The sequence below is a fragment of the Roseibium polysiphoniae genome (assembly GCF_014842925.1).
Classification (GTDB): domain Bacteria; phylum Pseudomonadota; class Alphaproteobacteria; order Rhizobiales; family Stappiaceae; genus Roseibium; species Roseibium polysiphoniae.
Window position 1 is genome coordinate 365,460 of the sequence record NZ_JACYXJ010000007.1, and the last position, 22,036, is coordinate 387,495.

The 22,036-nt window shown below is 59.0% G+C and carries 23 protein-coding genes and 1 other RNA gene; 6 read left to right on the plus strand and 18 right to left on the minus strand.

What is annotated here, in order from left to right:
• The 9 genes from sdhA to IG617_RS20035 form a co-directional block, all read right to left on the minus strand.
• Positions 1-1,827, minus strand: a complete 1,827-nt coding sequence (gene sdhA / locus IG617_RS19995; RefSeq protein WP_192110983.1) for a succinate dehydrogenase flavoprotein subunit — start codon at positions 1,825-1,827, stop codon at positions 1-3.
• Positions 1,828-1,832: 5 nt separating this feature from the next.
• On the minus strand, positions 1,833-2,216 hold the full coding sequence (gene sdhD, locus IG617_RS20000; protein ID WP_192110984.1) for a succinate dehydrogenase, hydrophobic membrane anchor protein: 384 nt from the start codon (positions 2,214-2,216) through the stop codon (positions 1,833-1,835).
• An 11-nt stretch (positions 2,217-2,227) separates the two neighbouring features.
• Complete coding sequence (sdhC, locus tag IG617_RS20005) at positions 2,228-2,626, minus strand: succinate dehydrogenase, cytochrome b556 subunit (protein ID WP_153770371.1); 399 nt, start codon at positions 2,624-2,626, stop codon at positions 2,228-2,230.
• 315 nt (positions 2,627-2,941) lie between these two features.
• Positions 2,942-3,610, minus strand: a complete 669-nt coding sequence (locus IG617_RS20010) for a sulfate transporter family protein (protein WP_192110985.1) — start codon at positions 3,608-3,610, stop codon at positions 2,942-2,944.
• A gap of 163 nt (positions 3,611-3,773) precedes the next feature.
• Positions 3,774-4,529, minus strand: a complete 756-nt coding sequence (locus IG617_RS20015) for an Abi-alpha family protein (RefSeq protein ID WP_192110986.1) — start codon at positions 4,527-4,529, stop codon at positions 3,774-3,776.
• Positions 4,530-4,643: 114 nt separating this feature from the next.
• Complete coding sequence (locus tag IG617_RS20020) at positions 4,644-5,816, minus strand: ATP-binding protein (protein ID WP_192110987.1); 1,173 nt, start codon at positions 5,814-5,816, stop codon at positions 4,644-4,646.
• 271 nt (positions 5,817-6,087) lie between these two features.
• On the minus strand, positions 6,088-6,324 hold the full coding sequence (locus IG617_RS20025; protein ID WP_192110988.1) for a thioredoxin family protein: 237 nt from the start codon (positions 6,322-6,324) through the stop codon (positions 6,088-6,090).
• Positions 6,325-6,382: 58 nt separating this feature from the next.
• Positions 6,383-7,441 (minus strand): permease, encoded by a 1,059-nt coding sequence (locus IG617_RS20030; protein WP_192110989.1) that lies wholly within the window; start codon positions 7,439-7,441, stop codon positions 6,383-6,385.
• On the minus strand, positions 7,438-7,725 hold the full coding sequence (locus IG617_RS20035; RefSeq protein WP_192110990.1) for an ArsR/SmtB family transcription factor: 288 nt from the start codon (positions 7,723-7,725) through the stop codon (positions 7,438-7,440). Before IG617_RS20035 ends, IG617_RS20030 begins: the two co-directional genes overlap by 4 nt.
• Positions 7,726-7,853: 128 nt before the next feature.
• Here IG617_RS20035 and IG617_RS20040 point away from each other — a divergent pair, with 128 nt between their 5' ends.
• On the plus strand, positions 7,854-8,612 hold the full coding sequence (locus IG617_RS20040; protein ID WP_192110991.1) for a hypothetical protein: 759 nt from the start codon (positions 7,854-7,856) through the stop codon (positions 8,610-8,612).
• Positions 8,613-8,642: 30 nt separating this feature from the next.
• On the opposite strand, the gene recR is transcribed toward IG617_RS20040, so the two are convergent.
• The 4 genes from recR to ffs form a co-directional block, all read right to left on the minus strand.
• A complete protein-coding gene (gene recR, locus IG617_RS20045; RefSeq protein ID WP_192110992.1) occupies positions 8,643-9,251 on the minus strand; it encodes a recombination mediator RecR in 609 nt (202 codons plus the stop codon).
• A gap of 117 nt (positions 9,252-9,368) precedes the next feature.
• Positions 9,369-9,689, minus strand: coding sequence for a YbaB/EbfC family nucleoid-associated protein (locus IG617_RS20050; RefSeq protein ID WP_192110993.1), 321 nt, complete (start codon positions 9,687-9,689; stop codon positions 9,369-9,371).
• 94 nt (positions 9,690-9,783) lie between these two features.
• A complete protein-coding gene (locus IG617_RS20055) occupies positions 9,784-11,694 on the minus strand; it encodes a DNA polymerase III subunit gamma/tau (RefSeq protein ID WP_192110994.1) in 1,911 nt (636 codons plus the stop codon).
• 186 nt (positions 11,695-11,880) lie between these two features.
• Positions 11,881-11,978, minus strand: an RNA gene (gene ffs / locus IG617_RS20060) — signal recognition particle sRNA small type.
• A 150-nt stretch (positions 11,979-12,128) separates the two neighbouring features.
• Between ffs and IG617_RS20065 the strand changes: the two genes are divergently transcribed.
• The 5 genes from IG617_RS20065 to IG617_RS20085 all read left to right on the plus strand — a co-directional run bounded on the left by IG617_RS20065 (position 12,129) and on the right by IG617_RS20085 (position 16,422).
• Positions 12,129-12,995 carry a Rossmann-fold NAD(P)-binding domain-containing protein gene (locus IG617_RS20065; RefSeq protein ID WP_192110995.1) on the plus strand — a complete coding sequence of 289 codons (867 nt, stop codon included), beginning with the start codon at positions 12,129-12,131 and terminating at the stop codon, positions 12,993-12,995.
• A 75-nt stretch (positions 12,996-13,070) separates the two neighbouring features.
• Complete coding sequence (locus IG617_RS20070) at positions 13,071-13,502, plus strand: HIT domain-containing protein (RefSeq protein WP_246542438.1); 432 nt, start codon at positions 13,071-13,073, stop codon at positions 13,500-13,502.
• Positions 13,503-13,589: 87 nt separating this feature from the next.
• Positions 13,590-14,537, plus strand: a complete 948-nt coding sequence (gene nudC / locus IG617_RS20075; RefSeq protein WP_209008631.1) for an NAD(+) diphosphatase — start codon at positions 13,590-13,592, stop codon at positions 14,535-14,537.
• A gap of 15 nt (positions 14,538-14,552) precedes the next feature.
• On the plus strand, positions 14,553-15,143 hold the full coding sequence (locus tag IG617_RS20080; RefSeq protein WP_192110996.1) for a histidine phosphatase family protein: 591 nt from the start codon (positions 14,553-14,555) through the stop codon (positions 15,141-15,143).
• Positions 15,144-15,219: 76 nt separating this feature from the next.
• Positions 15,220-16,422 (plus strand): lytic murein transglycosylase, encoded by a 1,203-nt coding sequence (locus IG617_RS20085; RefSeq protein WP_338110045.1) that lies wholly within the window; start codon positions 15,220-15,222, stop codon positions 16,420-16,422.
• Here the strand turns inward: IG617_RS20085 and IG617_RS21860 are convergent, their stop codons facing one another.
• Genes IG617_RS21860 through IG617_RS20105 form a run of 5 tightly spaced genes read right to left on the minus strand, consistent with a single transcriptional unit; the run spans position 16,423 to position 22,029 of the window.
• Positions 16,423-16,545, minus strand: coding sequence for a hypothetical protein (locus IG617_RS21860; protein WP_274611799.1), 123 nt, complete (start codon positions 16,543-16,545; stop codon positions 16,423-16,425). It abuts the gene before it with no gap.
• Positions 16,542-18,050 (minus strand): BCCT family transporter, encoded by a 1,509-nt coding sequence (locus IG617_RS20090; protein ID WP_192110998.1) that lies wholly within the window; start codon positions 18,048-18,050, stop codon positions 16,542-16,544. Before IG617_RS20090 ends, IG617_RS21860 begins: the two co-directional genes overlap by 4 nt.
• A 59-nt stretch (positions 18,051-18,109) precedes the next feature.
• Positions 18,110-19,750 (minus strand): ABC transporter ATP-binding protein, encoded by a 1,641-nt coding sequence (locus IG617_RS20095; RefSeq protein ID WP_192110999.1) that lies wholly within the window; start codon positions 19,748-19,750, stop codon positions 18,110-18,112.
• 11 nt (positions 19,751-19,761) lie between these two features.
• Positions 19,762-20,907, minus strand: coding sequence for an ABC transporter permease (locus IG617_RS20100; RefSeq protein WP_254170636.1), 1,146 nt, complete (start codon positions 20,905-20,907; stop codon positions 19,762-19,764).
• A gap of 3 nt (positions 20,908-20,910) precedes the next feature.
• Positions 20,911-22,029: a microcin C ABC transporter permease YejB gene (locus IG617_RS20105; RefSeq protein ID WP_153770354.1), complete on the minus strand. Its 1,119-nt coding sequence runs from the start codon at positions 22,027-22,029 to the stop codon at positions 20,911-20,913.
• Positions 22,030-22,036: the final 7 nt, after the last annotated feature.

Below are 22,036 nucleotides of genomic sequence, written 5' to 3' on the forward strand. Positions count from 1 at the left end.
TTAGTAGACTCGCGCTTTCGGCGCGATCTTCTTGGGGTCGATGCCGCCGTCCTCGAGCTTGGTCAAGGGTTCGGTGACAACTGCGCGGTAGTCGAGCTTGACGTTGCCGGCTTCATCCACCCACGAGAGGGTGTGCTTGCGCCATTCATCGTCATTACGACCGCCAAGCGGACCGTCCTTGTAGTCCTCGCGGGCATGGGCGCCACGGGATTCCTTGCGGGCCTCCGCGCCGTAAACCGTGGTGATGGCGTTGGCCATCAGGTTTTCCAGCTCGAGGGTTTCGACAAGGTCCGAGTTCCAGATCATGGAGCGATCGGAGACCTTGAGGTCCTTCATCTCGCCCCAGATCGCACTCATGCGCTTGCAACCCTGCTCCAGGCTTTCCTGTGTCCGGAAGACGGCTGCGTCCTCCTGCATGGTCCGCTGCATCTTGTCGCGAAGGTCTGCCGTCGCGATCGAGCCGCTGGCGTTGCGCAGACCATCGAAGCGATCCATGATTTTCTCACAGGAGGCTTCACTCGGGGTCGGCACAGCTTCCTTGGGATCAACCACTTCAGCGGCCCGGATCGCGGCCGCACGGCCGAAGACCACAAGGTCGATGAGGGAGTTGGAGCCCAGACGGTTGGCACCGTGAACGGAGGCACAGCCGGCTTCACCCACCGCCATCAGGCCCGGCTGGATGCGGTCCGGATTGTCAGCGTTCGCGTTCAGCACCTCGCCCCAGTAGTTGGTCGGGATGCCGCCCATGTTGTAGTGAACCGTCGGCAGGACCGGGATCGGCTCTTTGGTCACATCGACGCCTGCAAAGATACGCGCGCTTTCCGAAATGCCCGGGAGGCGTTCGGCCAGCATGGCCGGATCCAGGTGATCCAGATGCAGGAAGATGTGATCCTTGTCCTTGCCGACACCACGTCCTTCGCGGATCTCCATGGTCATGCAGCGCGAGACAACGTCACGAGAGGCAAGGTCTTTGGCGGAAGGCGCATAGCGTTCCATGAAACGCTCGCCTTCGGAGTTGACCAGATAGCCACCCTCGCCGCGGGCCCCTTCGGTGATCAGACAGCCCGAACCATAGATACCGGTCGGGTGAAACTGAACGAACTCCATATCCTGCATCGGCAGGCCCGCACGGGCCACCATGCCGCCACCATCACCGGTACAGGTGTGGGCGGAGGTTGCCGAGAAATAGGCACGGCCGTAGCCGCCGGTGGCCAGAACGACCATCTTGGCGGAGAAGCGGTGGATGGTGCCGTCATCGAGGTTCCAGGCGATCACACCCTGGCAGACGCCGTCTTCCGACATGATCAGGTCGAGCGCAAAATACTCGATGTAGAATTCGGCATTGTGGCGCAGGGACTGACCATAAAGCGTGTGCAGGATGGCGTGACCGGTCCGGTCGGCCGCGGCACAGGTGCGCTGCACGGGCGGGCCGTCGCCGTAGTTCTGCATGTGGCCGCCGAAGGGACGCTGATAGATGCGGCCGTCCTCGGTGCGCGAGAAGGGAACGCCGTAGTGCTCCAGCTCGTAAACCGCCTTGGGCGCTTCGCGAGCAAGATACTCCATGGCGTCGGTGTCACCGAGCCAGTCGGAGCCCTTCACCGTGTCGTACATGTGCCATTCCCAGCTGTCCGGCGTCATGTTCTTGAGCGAGGCAGCGATGCCGCCCTGTGCCGCAACAGTATGGGAACGGGTCGGGAAAACCTTGGTGATACAGGCCGTTCTCAGGCCCTGCTCGGCCATGCCGAGGGTGGCGCGAAGACCTGCGCCGCCGGCGCCGACCACAACCACGTCATGGGTGTGTTCGACGAATTCATATGTCTTGGCCATTCGGGTCAGCCTCCAAAGCCAATCTTGAGCACGGCGAAGATCGCGCCGAATCCGATGAGGGCACAGAAGAAGATGTTGCCGATCAGGCAGAGCACCTTGGCGCCCTCGCCATGAACGTAATCCTCGATAATCACCTGCATGCCCAGCTTCATGTGGACGACGCCGGAGAGGATCACCAGCAGCATCAGGATCGCGACAAGCGGATTTCCGAGCGCCTTGACCGTTTCCTCATAGCCAGCCCCTTGCAGGGAAATGACGAGGATGACGAAGAAGGAAATCAGGAAAACGTTGGCGACAGCCGTCAGACGCTGCTTCCAGAAGTGGTCCGTGCCCTCCTTGGCAGAGCCAAGGCCGCGGACCTTGTTGAGGGGCGTGCGCATATCAGTCATGTCAGTCTCCCTCAGCGAACGATGTAGCCGATGATCCAAAGGACCACGGTCAGAGCGACAGAACCGATGATCGTGGCCCGCGCCATCCACTCTCTTGCCTCGGCACCGAAACCGGCGCCCATGTCCCAGACGAAGTGGCGCAAACCACCAAGCATGTGGTGCACGAGGGCCCAGGTGAAGCCGAACAGGATCAGCCGGCCGATAATCGAGCCGAAGACCTCGCTGACGAATTCGAAATAGGCCGGGCCGGCAGCGGCGGCAACAAGCCACCAGACCATCAGGATCGTCCCGAAATAAAGGGCCGCACCGGTGATGCGGTGCAGGATCGACATGACCATCGTCAGGATCGGCTTATAGATCTGAAGATGGGGCGACAGAGGGCGATTGCCCTTCAGGTCGGCATTCGACATGGAATATCTCTCCCGTACGACGCCATCTTACGTTCACGTAAGCGTAAGCAATTCAAGGCGTTGTCTAGAAGGGTTCTAGCGCCAACACCTCATCTCGTCAAAGCATCCTAAGGGTGAATGTTAAACGAGTTCTGCGCTTTCTCGGGAAATTTGACGGTGCATGAGACGGTTTTCGCTGATTTTTCAGACTTCAACCGTTTCAGTTTTGCCAAAGGTTTTTGTGCGGCCGGTGATTTTTGAGGTGAAAACGTCAGCGTTTTGTCGCCAAAGCCCGTCAAACACCGTCACATTTTGCGATGTTGAGCGGTATCTGCGTCAGATGGGCGCATTCGCCTGCACGCGCTTGAACAGATGCATCATGAAAATTGTCGCAAAAATCGGTGTCACCAGATTGAGGATCGGCACCGCAAGAACCCCTGCGATCACCAGCCCGCCCATGAAGACCGTGCCACTTTTCGCCCGGCGCAGTCGCTTGGCGTCCTCAACCGGCATGAACCTGGTCGCCGCGAACTCAAAGAACTCACGGCCAAGCAGATAGCCGTTGACCACGAAGAACGCGACCAGATTGATCCCCGGGATCAACAGCAGGAACAGGGCAAAGAGATTGCCCAGGAGAACGATGCCGGTGAACTTCAGCGCCAGAATAATGGACGGGATCACCGCCATGGCCTTGCCTGGCGCGTCCTGCGGATAGTCCCGTGTCTCGACAATATCGGCGATCTCATCCTGAAAGAGGCCGGCGAAGAGCGCCGAGACCGGTGCAATCAGAAAGCCGAGGCCGATGACGGCGCCTATGCCGGTCAGTATCGAAAGCACCGTCTCCAGCCAGGGATAGGGCAGCTCGACGAAGCCGGCGACCAGCCCCTGAAGCGCAATCCATATCACCAAGAGAACGGCCAGCGTGAACCCGAGCATCTTCAGGAAGATCTTGCGAAACTGCGGCTCGAAGACCTGGGACATGGCACGGGAGGCAGCTGCGAACATGGGCACTTTCAACGGTTTGTCATCAGTGCCCTCGACATAGGGGGAATGGCGGGTAGGTGCAAGGGGACGCTGCAGAATTGAATCGAAAATATACTATAATAACTCTTAAAAATAAGAACATATTCATAGATTATACTAACGAAAATAATAAATTTATTCACCCCTACCGTATCGCGTTCCAAAATTCAAAACCAAGCGGCGTCAAAACTACCAAATTTAGGTCGTTTGCTACTCGAACTGTGATTTCTTGAATTCGTGGGTCGGAACGGTGAAATTTGTCGGGTACGATTGTATGTAGTTTTGCAGTTGAATTTGAAGGTCGTATTAGGCCCAAGCGCGCCAAATTGGTAACAGAGATCATTTGCTCTGGGAATGGAGGCCCTTCTGCGGATTGAACCACCGAAACCACACAATTCTCGGTCCTAATCGTATCCAGGTTATGCGGTAAAGAAACGAATTTTTCTTCGTTCCACGCAATCGCAATCCTATGAAAAGTTGCTGCGTCTTCACTAGAAAAGTCTTTCAAAATGGAAACGAAAGAACGCTCCACTTTGGCGCCCTTCGGGTTCAGCGCGGCAGCAAGAAGATTTGACCACAAGTCATGGAGTTTTTCGTCTTCCTCCATAGCGGCATTTTGCAGAATTGGCAGACCAATCTTCGGCGATACTGCGCGAATGTCTACCACTCCCGCGTCGTTCATCTTTCTCTGGACTTTTTCACTTAACCGAATTGCTCTTTGGATCTCTAGATAGCGCAATTCTTGGGAAGCTAAACCAACCCCACTTTCAACGGCATCGCCGAATATTCGATCAAGCCATCGGCCAAATGAACTCGCGGCATCAATTAACTTCCCCGCCGTCTTTGCCGCCTCCGCAACTGCGTCCGCCGATTTGCCTACAACCTTGATCTCTTCTTCCATAAATTCCTTCTCCCAAAGAACCTATTAGAAATGATTTCTTCTCGAGCAAAATTTACTCGCCTCTTCGAAGAACAGGCGACGACTTCGTACATAGCCACGCGCCAGCTTCGAAGGTCAGTCCCTGATCCAGTGACGTCCGAGGTACTCGTGGAACATAGGAACCGTGAATGCAATATCTCCATGTGCTGGGCTGTAAATCATTCCCTTTGCAATTATCTGCGCGCGCCGAGGTCCTAGCGTCGTGAGTTTTTCGCCCAGCATTTCGGCTACATCCGACGACCGATAAGGCCCAGACCCCAGACGCGCCATGGCGATCACGTATTCTTTTTCTTTAGGGGTTAGCCTATCTATTCGAACTTTGAAAAAGCCTTCGTCAAGCCTTCGAAGGGCTTCCTTCCCAGCAACTTCAATACAGCTCATTTCGATTGGGGATTGGGCCGAGGAATTCCAGACTTGGTAACCCCATTCTTGCAGAAAATAGGGATATCCCATCGTCAACGCGATAATCTCGTCAAGTACCTCCCCGTCTATGGTTTCCCCTTCTTCTTCGATTGGCTGACGGATTGCGTTCGCAGCATCGGCGTTTTCGAGAGCATCCACCCGAGGGAAGATGAAAAGCCTTTCTGCGTAGGATTTGGCATCTCCAGACAAGGCCGCAATTGCGGGAAGTCCGGCCCCAAACAAAAGTACGGGCAATGCTTTCTGGTTAATCCGGTGGATCGCAACGATTAGCGCTCCGAGCTCTTCAGGCGAGAGGTATTGCACTTCATCGATCAGAAGTACCCAGCCCCTCCCAGCCGCTTTCGCGGCATCCCCAACTTTAAGAAATAGCTCAGTTATATCGTATTCTAGATTGCCACTATCAGCGACACCCGGTTCTGGATCGACGGATACCTCAAAGTCGCCCATGTTAACTTTGAATGCACTTGCAAAGCTGCGAAGTGCTCGCAAGGCTGCATGCGCGGTGTTCTTCGCAGACTCGATAAGAGACAGCTTCCGGACGACTTGATGAATTTTCGGATAGAGCAGGTCGACAAGTTTGCGGTCTTCTGGCGCTTCTATGAAAGAAGTCAGATAGCCGTGTTTTTCTGCGATCTGCTCTATTTTGTTGAGAAGAACGGTTTTTCCAACGCCACGCAGACCCAGGAGCATTTGCGACTGGGCCGGGCGCCCAATTAGAATACGTTGAAGCGCGGTGTCAGCGGCGGCAATGATTTCCTCCCGACCCGCCAATTCCGGCGGTTGAGAGCCTGCTCCAGGCGCAAACGGATTTCGAACTGGATCCATATTTATCTCTTTAGGCGATAGTATACTCTTGTTACCTTATACTTATGAATAAATCCGTAAACGTCAATTCTTCTGAGCTGTCGTGCGCCCTTTATCCCTTCCCTCAACGACGCGCTCCCCAAAAGGCAAGTTCACGGCATGGATGCCATGATCAAGTCATGGCATGACGTCGGAATTTGTGGCAGCGCGGGTAGGTGCAAGGACGCGACCTTTGCTCCACCGTCATTGCCGGACTTGATCCGGCAATGACGGTGGAATTTGGAGCCACGCATTAGGCCGTGAGCCATTGCTCCAGCTTCGAGGCCACGGGCAGGCCGCCCGCATGTACGAGTTTGCCGTCCACCGAGATGCCCGGCGTCGACATGACACCGGCCATTGCGATGGATTTGGCGTCCGTGACCTTTTCCAGATCAAGATCGATACCGAGCCTGGTCGCGGCCTCTTTCACCATCGCCTCGGTCTCCGCACAGCGTTTGCAACCTGGTCCGTAAATCTTGACGGATTTCATGGAATGTCCTTTCGAAAAATGCTGCCGGCCAGGAGCCCACGGAAGACGGGATCGGCGGTCACAGCAGAAAATTGAAGAGGTAACCAGTGGCGAGGATGCCGGTCGACACAACTGCGATGAAAATTGCGATCAGCCGAAGCGTCAAAACCTGCTTGAGGATGATCATTTCCGGAAGTGACAGGGCAATCACCGACATCATGAAGGCCAGTGTGGTTCCAAGGGCTGCCCCCTTGCCCAGCAGGGCCTCGACGATTGGGATAACGCCGGCGGCGTTGGTGTACATCGGCACACCGATAACAACGGCAGAGGGCACCGACCACCAGGCTTCACCGCCCATGATCTTCAACATCATGGCTTCGGGAACATAACCGTGGATCGCAGCTCCGATGCCGATGCCGGCCAGCACCCAGATCCAGACCTTGCCGACAATCTCACGCACTTGCTCGAGGCCGATCTTCAGCCTGTCGGCGAGTGTCAGGCTCTCCTCTGGCAGATCTCCTACCGGGCCGGCGTTCAGGTCCCGGACCCAGTCCTGCAGGTAACGTTCCAGACCCATCCGGCCCATGACGTAACCTGCGGTCGTGGCAATGGAGAACCCGAAGACAAGATAGATCGTGGCGATCTTCCAGCCGACCAGGCCATAGAGCAGCCCGAGGCCGACCGGGCCGACCATCGGCCCCGCAATCAGAAAGGAAAAGGTCACGCCAAGCGGGATGCCCGCCGAGACGAAGCCGATGAAGAGTGGCACCGAAGAACAGGAGCAAAATGGCGTCAAAACGCCCAGAAAGGCTGCCAACGGATACCCCCAGATCTGGCGCTTGCCAGCCAGAATGGCGCGGGTTTTCTCCGGGCTGAACCAGCTGCGCAGCACGCCAGTGACAAAGACGATGCCGGTCAACAGCATCAGCACCTTGGGCACGTCGTAGACGAAAAAGGCGATGGCCTCGCCGGTATGGCTGTCGCGGGCAACCGGGAACAGCGACGTCACCCATTCGGAAAACGCAGACAATTGTCCGTAGACCAGCCACCACAGGATAGCTGCGACGACCACACCCAGATACCATCCCCAGTCCGGCATCTCGCGGTGATAGGCACTGCCTTGAATTTCGGTGCTCATGCGATTTCCAGTTCGAGTAATTTTTCCGCTTTCAATATGGCCGTGATGATCGCCACGATCTCCGGCGCAAGACCGGGGTTGCGCCGGAAGCGCACCCACTGCGCATCGCGTCGGTCGACGACAATGCAAGCCTCACGCAGCACCTTCATATGGCGGGACATCCGGCTCTGGCTTGCATCAAGCCGTTCCATCAGTTCGCAAACGCAGTGCTCGCCGCCGTCCCAGACGATGGCCAGAGCCGCACGGCGGGTGGGGTCACAAAGGGCGGTCAAAATATCCTGCATGGATCTTTCTTATGCGCCTTAGCGCATATGCGCTTTGACCCATATCAATAGACCCATAGCCATCAGCGATATTAGCCGTGACGCAAATCTGATATACGCATTTCCACGGACATAAATTGGGGGTTTCTGTGGCGATTGCAGATTTCGAATCTCACGCGCGGTCTTTGAAGCGTTTTGCCGGTGCGGGTATGATGGCGGCGTTGGCACTGTTGCTGGCCGCGTGCCAAAGCGTGCCCAGCACGCCGCAGTCAAGCTATCTGAATGAGGTCAGCCTCGCGCAGGTGGACGTCGATTTTTCCAGCGCGGAACGGCCGCTTCTTGTCTCAGATCTGGATGGTGAAATCAGCGAGAGCGTTTCCGGCGGGTCGACGCTCGGCGCACTTGGCACACGTTTCGGCCTGACCAATCAGCAAGGACGACAAGCGGCCCTGGAAACGGCCATTGCCGCCAACGTCAAACCGCACGTGGAGGACTCGCTCAAGCCACTGATGACCGGCACACGCCCGGTTCGCGCCGTCGTGACTGTCAAATCCGTGTTCATCCGCAGCCGCTTCGGTCTGCAGCAGCTCACCGGCACCCAGGTTTTCGTCAATGGCAAGCAACGGCCAGACAACCCGCAGTTCGTAGCCGGATTGACACTCTATGATATGGACACCGGCCTGCCGTTTCGAGAGGTTGAACCGATCAGCCGCATCGATGACGGGGCGATCACACTGGCCGGCGGCCCAGAGAAGGGACCGACCTACGGAAAGTCCAATCGCCTCAATCAGCTCATCTTCGAATATGCCCAGGCAGCGGCCCATGCACTGCAACGCAACGCGGCAAGTTCGGAATTCAGCATTCCGGCCAGTGAAGGCGATACGAAAACGCTTTGGGAAAGCAATTAGACAACGACCTACAGACCGTTCGGAAACCGGCTAAAACCGTGTGCGGGCCTTGAGGGCCTGGGCGAGGGTGCCCTCGTCGAGATAATCCAGTTCGCCGCCGACCGGCACACCATGGGCCAGCCGCGTGATGCTGACATCAAGGCCGGTAAGCTGATCGGTGATGTAATGGGCGGTGGTCTGCCCCTCGACCGTGGCGTTGATCGCAAGGATAACCTCGCTGATCGCTTCCACCCGGCAGCGCTCGACCAGACCCGTGATGTTGAGATCGTCCGGACCGATGCCGTCGAGCGGCGAAAGCGTACCGCCCAGCACATGGTAGCGCGCATTGATGGCTGCGGCCCGCTCCAGCGCCCAGAGATCGGCGACATCTTCCACCACGACCAGCGTGGCCTGATCCCGGCGCGGATCGGCGCAAATGGCGCAAGGGTCTGACGTGTCGACGGTGCCGCACGTTGAACAGACGCCGATCCTGTCGACGGCAACACCCATGGCTTCTGCCAATGGAACCAGAAGCTGGTCTTTCTTCTTGATCAGATGCAGGGCCGCGCGGCGGGCCGATCGCGGGCCGAGGCCCGGCAATTTCGCCAGGAGCTTGATCAGCTGCTCAATCTCGGGGCCTGCAACCTTGTTCTGCGACATATGCCTTCAACGTTTGTGCGATTTCGAAAGAAGCGCTTACGCCCCTGTACGCCGGTCCCGGACCAAGCCCGGGACGACGACCATAAGGATTGAGGCGCAGCCAGATCTTTCACCCGCCTAGAACGGCAGTTTCATGCCGGCTGGAAGACCGAGGCCGCCCATGAGTTCCTGGGTCTTTTCCTGCATCATGGCTTCCGCCTTGATACGCGCCTCATTGTGGGCTGCGATGATCAGGTCTTCCAGGATCTCGACATCGTCTTCCTTGAACAGGGACGGGTCGATCTTCAGGCTGCGGATTTCGCCCTTGCCGGCAATCTTGATGGTGACGAGGCCGCCACCGGAAGTGCCTTCGGTTTCAATCTCGGAAAAGGCTTCCTGCAAGGAGCCCATCTGCTCCTGCATCTGCTTTGCCTGCTTCATCATCTTGAGGAAATCCATTGCCCTCACGCTCCGTGTCTGTTGTGCCAAAACCGCGCGCTGCGGCATTTATTGCTTGATATGGGCCTTAATCGGGCTGCCGGTAAGAGGCAAACTAAATCTCGTCCGGGTCATCATCGCCCAGCGCTTCAGCGAGTAGCGGATCGGCCAGTTCCAGATCCTCTTCCTCGCTCTCCTGAACGCGCACATCGATGACCTTGGCACCGGGAAAGCTGCTCAAGAGCGCGGAAACCGTCGGGTGAGACCGCGCATCGGACAGCAACTGCTCCTGGTTGGCGACCTCTTCCTCATGGATCGTCGGCCGGCCCTGGGTGCGGCTGACGCTCACGATCCAGCGCGTTCCGGTCCATTCGGTCAGCTTGCGGCCGAATTCACCGGCGATGTCCGCCGACGCATCTTCGGTCGGCTGGATCTCGATCCGGCCCGGCTCGAACTTCACCAGACGCATCTGGCGCATGATCGCGACCTTCATGGGGATGTCGCGCTTTTCAGAGGCGAGCGCCACACAGTCACGCAGATTGGCGAGCACCACCTTGGCGACGGCCGGTTCAGGCTCCGCCTGCGGTTCCGGACGGATGATCCGCTGCGGGGCCGCTTGCGCAGCTGCCTGGCCAGCACCTCCTGCGATCGCTTCCAGCCGCGGACGGCCGAGCGATGTGGTCATGATCGCACCCGGACCGCCATTGCCGCCCGGTGCATGTCCAGATTGGGCAGGTCCCGACTGAGCCTGCGCTGAAGGTCCTTGGCCTGAGGGGCCGCCCTGGCCAGCGGGCGCACCGCCTCCAGCAGGCACAAGACCGCCGCTGCGCAAAAGCGCCAGGGCATCGCCCGGATCCGGCAGATCAGCTGCGTAGGCCAGACGGACCAGAACCATATCGGCAGCAGCCAGAGGTTTTGGCGCGCTCTGAACTTCGTGCACGCCCTTCAGAAGGATTTGCCAGGCCCGCGACAACAGCCGCATGGAGAGCTTTTCGGCAAACTCATGGCCGCGCACCCGCTCGGTTTCGGTGAAAGAGACATCGTCCCCGGCCTTGGGCACGACCTTCAAGCGCGTGACCAGATGGGTGAAATCGGCAAGATCGGTCAGAACCACGGCCGGGTCCGCGCCAACGGCATATTGGGCAGCGAGCTCTTCCATGGCCGCGGCGATGTTGCCGCTCATGACGTGTTCAAACAGGTCGATGACCCTGGCCCGGTCTGCAAGACCCAGCATCGAGCGCACATCCGGCGCCTCAATCGCGCCAGCGCCATGGGCCATGGCCTGATCCAAGAGAGACAGGGAATCACGCGCTGAACCTTCACCCGCGCGGGCAATCAGTGTCAGGGCCTCATCGGTGATCTGGATGTTTTCCGCGTCAGAGATCCTGCGCAGCAGGCCAACCAGCTTGGGCTGATCGATCCGGCGCAGATCAAAGCGCTGACAACGGGACAGTACCGTAACCGGCACCTTGCGGATTTCCGTGGTCGCGAAGATGAATTTCACATGCTCCGGCGGCTCTTCCAGGGTCTTCAAAAGACCATTGAAAGCCGCGTTCGACAGCATGTGGACCTCATCGATGATGTAGACCTTGTAGCGCGCCGTGGCCGGACGATAGCGGGCCGCGTCGGTGATCTCGCGAATGTCGTTGATGCCGGTGTGGGAGGCGGCATCCATCTCGATCACATCGACATGGCGGCCTTCCATGATCGCCTTGCAGTGACTGCCTTCCTGCTCGAGGCGCACCGTCGGCTTGTCGGCCACGCCGGGCACTTCATAATTCAGGCCGCGGGCGAGAATACGCGCGGTGGTCGTCTTGCCGACACCGCGAACGCCGGTGAGCATCCAGGCCTGAGCAATCCGGCCAGTGTCAAACGCATTTTCCAGGGTCTGAACCATGGGTTCCTGACCGACCAGATCCTCAAAGGTCTGGGGCCGGTACTTGCGGGCCAGAACGCGGTAGGCGCTGTCTTTGGAAGCCGGGGCACCTGCCCCCTCTCCCGCTGTCGGAAAGGCGATATCATCCATGGGCGCACCTTACCGTCTTTTGCGCGGAGCTGTCGCGGCTTGGCATCAACTTTTTTGTGCAATGCTCTACCAGATTCCACCGGCCGCAGCGTCACGCACCGATCGGCCCATGCGCACGCCAAGTCAATGCATGGCACACGCTGGCGATTCATTCGAAAAATGATGGCGAAAGATGAAAGGGAGTAGGTGGAAGGCTGGCACGATGACCCGTGCCGGATCTCGTTAGGGCTGCTTCCTTCCGGACCTGACCCAGTTGGCGAGTGGCTCGTCCACCACCAACCTTCCGAGGCCCTTATATCAGGAGAAGGGTGGCTCTTGGCAAGAGGCAAGACAAAGTTTGTTTGCCAGACGACCGGATTGGGTATTTTATCTCATTCCTTCCGCGGGCCTGACGGCCTTCCCCGCCAGATTTTCTTTTGACTGAAAAGCCCTTCATGACACGCGACCTGCTTGCCCTCGACGACCTATCGCCGGACTTGCTCCTGTCCCTCGCCCAACGCGCCGAGGTTCTCGGGCAAGCCTGGGCGGACCGGCAGATGCCGCAATCGCTTTCAGGCAAGCGCGTCGGCCTGATCGTCGATGACAGCGGTTGGCGCAACACATCGGCGCTGGACCTCGGCATCCAGGTCATGGGCGGCCATTGCGTCAAGCTGCCGATTTCCTTCGCCGGTGGCGAAACGCTGGAAGACCTTTCGGCATATCTGAACAACTGGGTCGATCTTGTGGCTGTTCGCACACCCTTGCTGCGCCGACTGCGCGCGTTCGCCGAGGCTGCCCCGTTCCCGGTCATGAACCTGAGAACCAAGGTCAATCACCCTTGCGAAACCCTCGGTGACCTGAGCTACCTGCATGCCCAGCGCGGGTCACTGGACGGTCTGACCGTTGTCGCCGTTGCACCCATCGGCAACATCCTGCAGTCCTGGGTCGAGGCCGCGCGGGTTCTGCCGATCCGTCTTGTTCAGCTCTATGACACCAATTACCTCATGAACGAGGATGAGGCGACGGGTGGCTCGATCGAGACAACCGATAGCATGTCCGCCATCCGCGAAGCCGATGTGGTCATCACGGATTGCTGGCCCAAGAACACCAACGACGCGCTCCTGCGCCGCTATCAGGTCGAGGCAGCGCATCTGGACACGATCCGCCCGGGCGGGCATTTCATCCCTTGCCCGCCGGTCAGCCGTAGCCGCGAGGTCTCGGCAGACGCCATGCTTCACCCGACGTTTGCAGCCACGGCAGCAAAAGCCTATCTGATGCATGCTCAAAACGCCTATCTGGAGTGGGCGCTGAACAACGCGTGATCTTGTTTTGCGCGGGCGTGATTTCAGCGGCATTTTCCTGCCAAGGCCCTATACTCCATCTGCAAGTGGGCTCTCATGAAAACGGACCGAGCCAGCATGATTGCCTTCGACCTGAACCCGCGCCTTGAAGGCGACAGCCATCCTGTCATTGACCTTGAGCTTTGCGCGGTCCGGCTGATGAAGGACGCCAATTATCCTTGGCTGCTCCTCATTCCACGTCGCAAGGACCTGATCGAAATCATCGACCTGGACCCCACCGAGCGGGCCAAGTTGATGGAGGAGATCGGCACGGTCAGCGAAGCCCTCAAGACCGCGACGAATTGCGAAAAGCTGAATGTGGCAGCCATCGGCAATGTCGTTTCTCAGCTTCATGTCCATGTTGTTGCGCGGTTCCGCGAGGATCCGGCCTGGCCAGCCCCTGTCTGGGGTGCGGTCCCGCCCGTGCCTTATGAAGGCAGCAAGGCCAATGACCTGATTTCCGCCCTACAAGAGGCACTCTCCGAATAGCCCCCAAGCGCAGTTCAACCGCCCCATCCCAGCAAGCCCGCAATCCGGCACGTCTGCCGGCTTCAGCAAGTCAAGGACCCCGACCGCATGACGGCCAACGATCGCACCCCGCGCCCACCCATGAGTTTTGTCGACAACACGATCGATCGTCAGTCGACCAAACGGACAGATGCGGCCTGGATCGAAAGTCGTCTTCAGGCCCCGGATGCCGGGATTGTTCTGTCCACGGCAACGCAGCTCATCTTGGATACCTCCGGACCTGCAAACATGCGCCACAATCTGGAAAAAGCGCTGGAGCTTGGCGCTTTGCGCGAGGAGATGGTCTTTCTCGGGCAAAAGCCCGACGGCAGTGATCCGCTTTTTGCCACCTGCATCGAAAAGAGCGATGAGGAGATCGAAGCGCTCGATGACCTGACGCTGATTGATCTCAGGACCCTTGCGATTCAAGGCGATCTTTCTGCTGAAGACACCAGTGTGCTCGCTCAGGCCCGGGCGATGATCCACTGGCACCGGACGCACAAGTTCTGCTCGCGGTGTGGACATCCGTCGAACCTCGCCGATGCCGGCTATCGCCGCGAATGCCCGTCTTGTGGCGGTCAGCATTTCCCACGTACGGACGCCTGCGTGATCATGCTGATCATCGACGAAAACGATCGCGCCCTTCTTGGCCGGCCACCAAGGCTCCCGGAAGGGATCTTCACGACGCTGGCCGGCTTCATGGAGCCGGGCGAGACCGTTGAACAGGCGGTTCGGCGCGAGACCATGGAGGAAGCGGGCATTTCCGTTGGAGACGTCTGGATCAGGTCGAACCAGCCCTGGCCATTTCCCTCCAACCTGATGCTCGGCTGCTACGGCAAGGCCACGTCCAGCGAGATTTTCCTGGAGGATGATGAACTTGAAGCCTGCCGCTGGTGCGACCGGGCCGAGGTGCAACAGATGATCGAAGGCACGCACCCCAATGGCGACAAGATTCCGCCCTCCATTTCCATCGCCTACCAGCTGATCACAGACTGGATGGACGAACGCATTTCTTGATACCAGTAGGACACCATGACCTTTTGCATTTACCTGACCCATCCGCAGGTTCAGATCGACCCTGAGGTTCCCGTACCGGACTGGGGGCTTTCCGAGATTGGCCGCCAGCGCGCCGAAGCGGCAGTGCAGCTGCCCTGGGCTGCATCGATCCGGCATGTGATCTCGAGCGCCGAGCGCAAGGCCATTGAAACCGGAGAGATCTTTGCCCGGGCCTTCGGCTTGCCGGTCACCCCGATCGAGGTCCTTCACGAAAATGACCGGTCTGCGACCGGCTTTCTACCTCCCGACGAATTCGAGCAGGTGGCGGACCAGTTTTTCGCACATCCGGGTCAGAGCGTGCGCGGCTGGGAAACAGCCCAAGGCGCGCAAGAACGGATCGTTTCGGGGATTTCAGCCCGTCTGGCAGATATCGAGGAAACCGAACCGGTGCTCTTCACCGGGCATGGCGGCGTCGGCACCTTGTTGAAGTGCCACTTGATGAACGTGCCGATCTCTCGGAGCCATGACCAATCCGGCGGCGGCGGGTGCTGGTACCGGTTCCAAAAATCGGACCTCTTGCAGCAAACGGCGACGGACCTTTCCTGGGAACGGTTATCTACCGAATAAATCAGGCGGAGGTTCAGCGGTTCACCTGGTCCATGTTAGGATCTGGCACCTTGATGCCTCGTCCCGGAGCCTTTTCGTGAGCCGATTTTTCCTGACAATTGCCACCCTCTCCTGCCTTTTTGTCTCTCCTGCGCAAGCCGGAAAGCATGACGCAGAGTTCAGGCACTTTCTAGAGGCCGAGGTCAAACCCGCTGCCCAGGCGGCAGGGGTCAAGGGGGCGACGCTCTCGCGGGAGCTTCAGGGGCTGACACCGGACACCTCCTTGCCCGGCCTTGTGGGCCCCGGCGGCAAGGGGAGCCCGCCGAAGGTCAATTTTCAGGCCGAGTTCCGCGCCCCGGCCAATTACTTCAAAGACAGCCAGTTCAATGCGCTGGTGCCGGGCGGCCGACGGCTGATGAAAAAGCACGCAAGGTCCCTTGCTGCCATCGAGAAGCGCTACGGCGTGCCCAAACGCATCATTCTGGCGATCTGGGCCCGGGAATCTGGCTATGGCGGCGCGAAGATCCCCCATGACGCGATCCGCGTTCTGGCGACCCGGGCCTTCATGGGCCAGCGGCGGGACTTCTTCAAAGACGAGCTGATCGCCGCCCTGAAGATCCTGCAAAACGGCGACGTCTCGCGCAAGGCAATGAAAAGCTCCTGGGGCGGTGCGATGGGCCAGCCGCAGTTCATGCCCTCGAGTTATCTTAAATACGCTGTCGATTTCGATGGCGACAATCACCCGAATATCTGGGGATCCGAGGTCGACACGATGGCCTCCATCGCCAATTATCTGGCCAAGCATGGCTGGGTCAAAGGCCGCGACTGGGGCTATGAGGTCGTCATTCCGGACAGCATCTCCTGCGCCCTCGAAGGGCCGGACAATCGAACGTCCATCTCCAAATGGGCAGCCGCCGGTGTCAAGCGTGTCAGCGGCCGTCCGTTCCCGGACCATGAGCTTGCTCGTCCCGGCAATATCCTCATGCCCGCCGGGCGCTATGGACCGGCGTTCATTGCGACCGAAAACTTCTACGTCATCAAGGAATACAACGAGAGCGACACCTATGCGCTCTTTGTCGGCCATCTTGCGGACCGCTATGGCAGCAACAAGGGCTTTGCCGCGGCCTGGAAACCCACCAAGAAGACCACCCGGGGTGCCGTCAGAACGCTGCAGCTGGCGCTGGAAGCCAAGGGCCATGACGTCGGCGGCGCTGATGGGCTCATCGGGTTCAAGACGCGCCGCTCTATCGGCAAGGATCAGGAAGCCGGTGGCTATTTCCCAACCTGCTGGGTGGGCTAGTCAGTCTTCACCACTTTCCGCATCGCGATCCGGCAAATCCCGCATCATGAGCCAGACGAGAAATCCTATGAAGGCGAAGGTGCCAAGGTTGAGCACCGTGTCGAGCAGATCACCGACGATCATGACGTTTTCTCCTCTGCCAAGGTTTTTTCCTCCGCCAAAGCCCGTAGCAGGCAGACCATCAGCACCACGGTGATGAAGACAAACGGCAGGGCGCCGAGCGCGATCAGTTTTTTGACCGCGTCCATGGAACCGGACAGGATCATCGCATAGCCAAGCACGCCAAGGAGGATGCCCCAGATCAATCGAATGCGGGGCTTGGGGTCAGGGTCTCCACCCGTCGAGAAAGTGCCGAGGACGAAGGCGGCGCTGACGACACTGGTGACGATGAACAAGAACGCCGCGATGATGGTGATGATCGTGGTTATCACCGGGAATGGCATCCGCTCCAGCAGCGCGAAGGTCGCGCGCTCGGCATTCGCGGCCGCCTGACGCGCCAACTCGCCGGTGCCTTGCAGGGTCTCATAAAGTCCGATGCCGCCGAACGCGCCAAACCAGATCACCGAAAAAATCGTCGGCCCGATGAGGACGCCGAGCACGAATTCGCGGATCGTGCGGCCCTTGGAAATCCGCGCGACGAAAACGCCGACGAACGGGCCCCAGGCAATCCACCAAACCATGTAGGTCAGCGTCCAGCTGTTGAACTGCTGGGTGACATCATCGTCAAAGAAGGTGAAGGTCTCAAAGCCGCGCGGAATGAAGTTCGTGAGATACTGTCCGAAGGTGCCCAGGATTGAATTGAGCAAATATTCCGTCGGCCCAAAGATCACGACGAAGACCACAAGACCGATGGCAAGCAGCATGGCCAGGTTGGACAGACGGGACATGCCGCTGCCCAGATCGATCATCAGCGGCGGAATATAGCTTGCGACCATGACTGCGAAGACGATGCCGACCAGCCAGGGCCCCGCGCCTGAGCCACCGACAAGCACATCCACGCCATCGGCCACCTGAAAGACACCCATGGCGATGGAGCCGCCAACGCCGATCGCGATGGCGACAATCGCCATGAAGTCGGCGAGCCAACCCAGAAGACTGGCCCAGCGCTCGCGCGGAAAAAGATAGGTCACCGGAGCGCTGACGAGCATCGGCGTCCCACGCCGAAAGCTGAAATAGGCAATGACCAGGGCGGTCGCACCATAGATGCCCCACGCGTGAATGCCCCAGTGAAAGACGGTGGTCACAAGCGCCTGTTCTGCCGCGACCGGATCGATCGTGAATTCCTTGGCAAAATCAAAATGGGTCAGCGGTTCTGCGACGGCCCAAAACAGCAGCCCCACGCCCATGCCCGCGGCAAACAGCATGGCAATCCAGGACGCCGTGGAGAACTCCGGCCGATCGTCATCGGCGCCCAGCCGAATGTCGCCGTAGCGCGAAAAGGCCAGGCCGACACAAAAGAACAGCATGCCGGTGACCGTCAGCATCAGGAACCAGCCACGACTGCGGAAATACTCATCGACAATGACGGAGGCGACGGAGACAAGCCCCGGTGCATCGACGACGCCCCAGATCGCAATAGCCGCAATCACGACCAGAGAAACAACCAGCAATGCGCGCGCGGCAATCATGTGATGTCTTTCGTTAGTGAAGCTGTGCAGTCAGCTACCTAGTGTAGCACCGTTATTCCTCATTCGCTCACCACGCCTTCAGGAGCGGTTTCCAGGTTGAAGGCGGCGGCCATGAGGGCCTTGGTGTAGGCGGTGCGGGGCCGATCGAAAATCTCATCCGAGACACCGGACTCGACCACCTTGCCGTTGCGCATGACGACGACTTCATTGGCCAGGGCGCGAACGACTTTCAGGTCATGCGAAATGAACAGATAGGCGAGATCGTGTTTGCGCTGCAGGTCGCGCAAGAGGTCGACGACCTGCGCCTGAACGCTCATGTCCAGGGCTGAGGTCGGCTCGTCCAGCATGACAAACTTGGGTTCAAGCACCATGGCCCTCGCGATGGAGATGCGCTGGCGCTGACCGCCGGAGAACTCATGCGGGTAGCGAAAGCGGGTGGAGGCATCGAGCCCGACCTCCTCCAGGGCCCTAGCGACCTTGCGGTCCCGTTCCTCAGCACTCAGATCCGGGAAATGGACCAGCAGGCCTTCGCCGACAATATCAGACACGGACATGCGCGGGCTCAAGGCGCCAAAGGGGTCCTGAAACACGATCTGCATGTCACGGCGCAGGGGCCGCATTTCCTTCCAAGAATTTTCCTGAATGTCAGCGCCGTTGAAGGAGATCCGTCCCGTGGACGAAATCATCCGTAGGATCGCAAGTCCGAGGGTTGTCTTGCCCGACCCGCTCTCACCCACAATGCCAAGGGTCTGACCCTTGCGGACCTTGATGTCGATGCCGTCGACGGCCTTCACATGATCGACGGTCTTGCGCAAAAACCCGCGCTTGATCGAGAACCAGACCTTCAGGTCATCGGCCTGGACCACAACAGGTCTGCTGTCATTTTGGACCGGTGGCATGCCCTTCGGCTCGGCGGCCAGGAGATGGCGCGTGTAAGGATGCTGCGGGTTGTCGAAAATCTCGGCGACCGGTCCCTGTTCGACGATCTCACCGCCCGTCATCACGCAGACCCGATCGGCGAATTTGCGGACTATGCCCAGGTCGTGGGTGATAAAAAGCATGGCCATGCCGCGCGCGGCCTGAAGCTCCTTCAGAAGTTTCAGAATCTGGGCCTGAACCGTGACGTCAAGCGCTGTGGTCGGTTCGTCCGCAATCAGGAGGTCCGGCTCATTGGCGAGGGTCATGGCAATCATGACGCGCTGGCGCTGGCCGCCGGAAAGTTGATGCGGATAGGAGTTCAGGCGGGTTTCCGGGTCGCGAATACCGACCTGTGTCAAAAGCTCCAGAACGCGTTGACGCGCCTTGGTGTCGCTCATGCCCTGGTGGATCTTGAGAACTTCCGCGACCTGCTTTTCAACACTATGCAGCGGGTTGAGCGACGTCATCGGCTCCTGGAAGATCATGGAGATCTCATTGCCGCGCACCTTGCGCATGGTCTTTTCATCCGCATGCAGCAGGTCTGTTCCATTGAACAACACCTTGCCTGAGGGATGAGAGGCCGACGGATAGGGCAGCAGTTTCAAGACCGAGAGTGCCGAAACGGATTTTCCCGATCCGCTCTCGCCGACCAGCGCAACCGTCTCGCCCTTGTTGACGGAGAAGGAGATCCGTTTGACCGCGAGGTTCTGCTTGTCGCCCTGACCGAAGGCGACAGAGAGATCTTCAACAGACAGAAGAGGAGTGTTTGCTTGTATGTTCATGGCCGCTCTCCTCAGGCGAAGCTCTTGCGCGGATCAAAGGCGTCGCGAACGGCTTCGCCAATGAAGATCAACAAGCTCAGCATGAGCGAGATGACGATGAAGCCGGTGATGCCGAGCCAGGGCGCCTGAAGGTTGTTCTTGCCCTGCGCCAGAAGTTCCCCCAGAGAGGCAGATCCCGGAGGCAGGCCAAAGCCGAGGAAATCGAGCGCGGTCAGTGTGGAGATCGATCCATTCAGGATGAAGGGCATGAAGGTGAGCGTGGCGACCATGGCGTTGGGCAGGAGATGCCGCCACATGATTGTGCGGTTGGAAACGCCCAGCGCGCGAGCCGCCGCGATGTATTCAAAATTCCGGCCCCGCAAGAACTCCGCGCGCACCACACCAACGAGCGCCACCCAGGAGAAAGCAAGCAGGATCGTGAACAGCGTCCAGAACCCCGGTATGAGCACCGAAGACACGATCAGGATCAAATAGAGCGTCGGGATTGCCGTCCAGATCTCGATGAAGCGCTGGAAAATCAGATCGACCCATCCGCCGTAGTAGCCCTGCACCGCGCCGGCGGCGATGCCGATGACCGACGATGCGAGCGTCAGTGCCAGACCGAACAGGACCGAAATGCGGAAGCCGTAGACCAGCCGCGCAAGCACGTCGCGTCCCTGATCGTCCGTGCCCAGCCAGTTCCAGTTGCCGATCACGCAGTTTGGATCCTCGGCGCCCTCAGCATAGCGTACGCAGCGGGTTTCCTTGTCGAGCATCCAGGACGGGGGCGCCGGGGCCGGCACAGGAATTTCGTTGTTCACAGTCCGATAGGAGTAGCGAACCAACGGCCACATCATCCAGCCGTTGGCGTTGATCTCCTCCTGGATGAAGGGATCGCGGTAGTCGGTCACAGCCAGAAAACCGCCGAATTTCTCTTCCGGATAGTTGACGAAGGTCGGGACCAGGAGCTCGCCCTTGTAGGACACGAGGATCGGCCGGTCGTTGGTCAGGAACTCCGCCCCCATCGCCAGAACGAAGAGGACGAGGAAGATCCAGAGGGACCACAACCCCCGGCGGTTTGCCTTGAAGTTCGCCAGACGGCGCTGGTTGATCGGCGACAATCGCCGCTTGCGCTCGTCTTGCGTGCCGGTCATCGCACCTTGAACCATGGTTTCCATTGCTCAGACCTCCCGCGTTTCAAAATCGATGCGCGGATCGATCCAGGTGTAGGTCAGATCGGATATCAGGTTCACAAGCAGGCCCATGAGCGAGAAAATATAAAGCGTCGCGAAGACCACCGCGTAGTCCCTGTTGATCACCGATTCAAAGCCGAGCAGCCCAAGGCCGTCGAGCGAGAAGATCGTTTCGATGAGGAGAGACCCGGCGAAGAAGGACGAGATGAAAGCCCCCGGAAATCCGGCAACGACGATCAACATGGCATTGCGGAAAACGTGCCCGTAAAGCACCTGACGCTCGTTCAGGCCCTTGGACCGGGCCGTGACCACATATTGTTTGCGGATCTCGTCGAGGAAGGAGTTCTTGGTCAGCAATGTGGTCGTGGCAAAGGCCGAGAGCACCATCGCAGTCAACGGCAGGGCCAGGTGCCAGAAGTAGTCCAGAATGCGCGCCGGCCAGGACATGGCCTCCCAGTTCTCGGAAGTCAGCCCGCGCAAGGGGAAGAGATCCAGAAAGGACCCACCGGCAAACAGGACGATCAAGAGGACCGCGAAAAGGAAGCCCGGTATGGCATAGGCAACGACAATCACACCTGAAGTCCACACGTCAAAGCGCGACCCATCGGACACAGCCTTGCGGATCCCAAGCGGGATCGACACCGCGTAGGATAGAAGCGTCATCCAGAGCCCGAGCGAAATCGAGACCGGCATTTTTTCCGCGATCAGATCGATGATCTTGATGTCACGGAAATAGCTCTCGCCGAAATCGAACCTGGCGTAGTCCCAGAGCATCGTCAGGAACCGCTCAAGCGGAGGCTTGTCGAAACCGAATTGCGCTTCGAGCTCCTTGATGAAATCAGGGTCGAGCCCTTGCGCGCCGCGGTACTTGGAGCTGACGCTCTCTCCGGCAGCGCTGCCGCCCACTGCGTCGCCACCGCCGCCGCCCATGTCCGATCCGCCGCCACTGATGCGGGCGGTCGCGGAGACGTCGGTGCCCGAGAGCTGCGCAATCACACGCTCCACGGGCCCGCCGGGCGCGAACTGGATGATAAAGAAGTTGATCGCCATGATGCCGACAAGGGTCGGGATCATCAGCAGGAGCCGTCGAAGGATATAGGCGCCCATGTTCTTG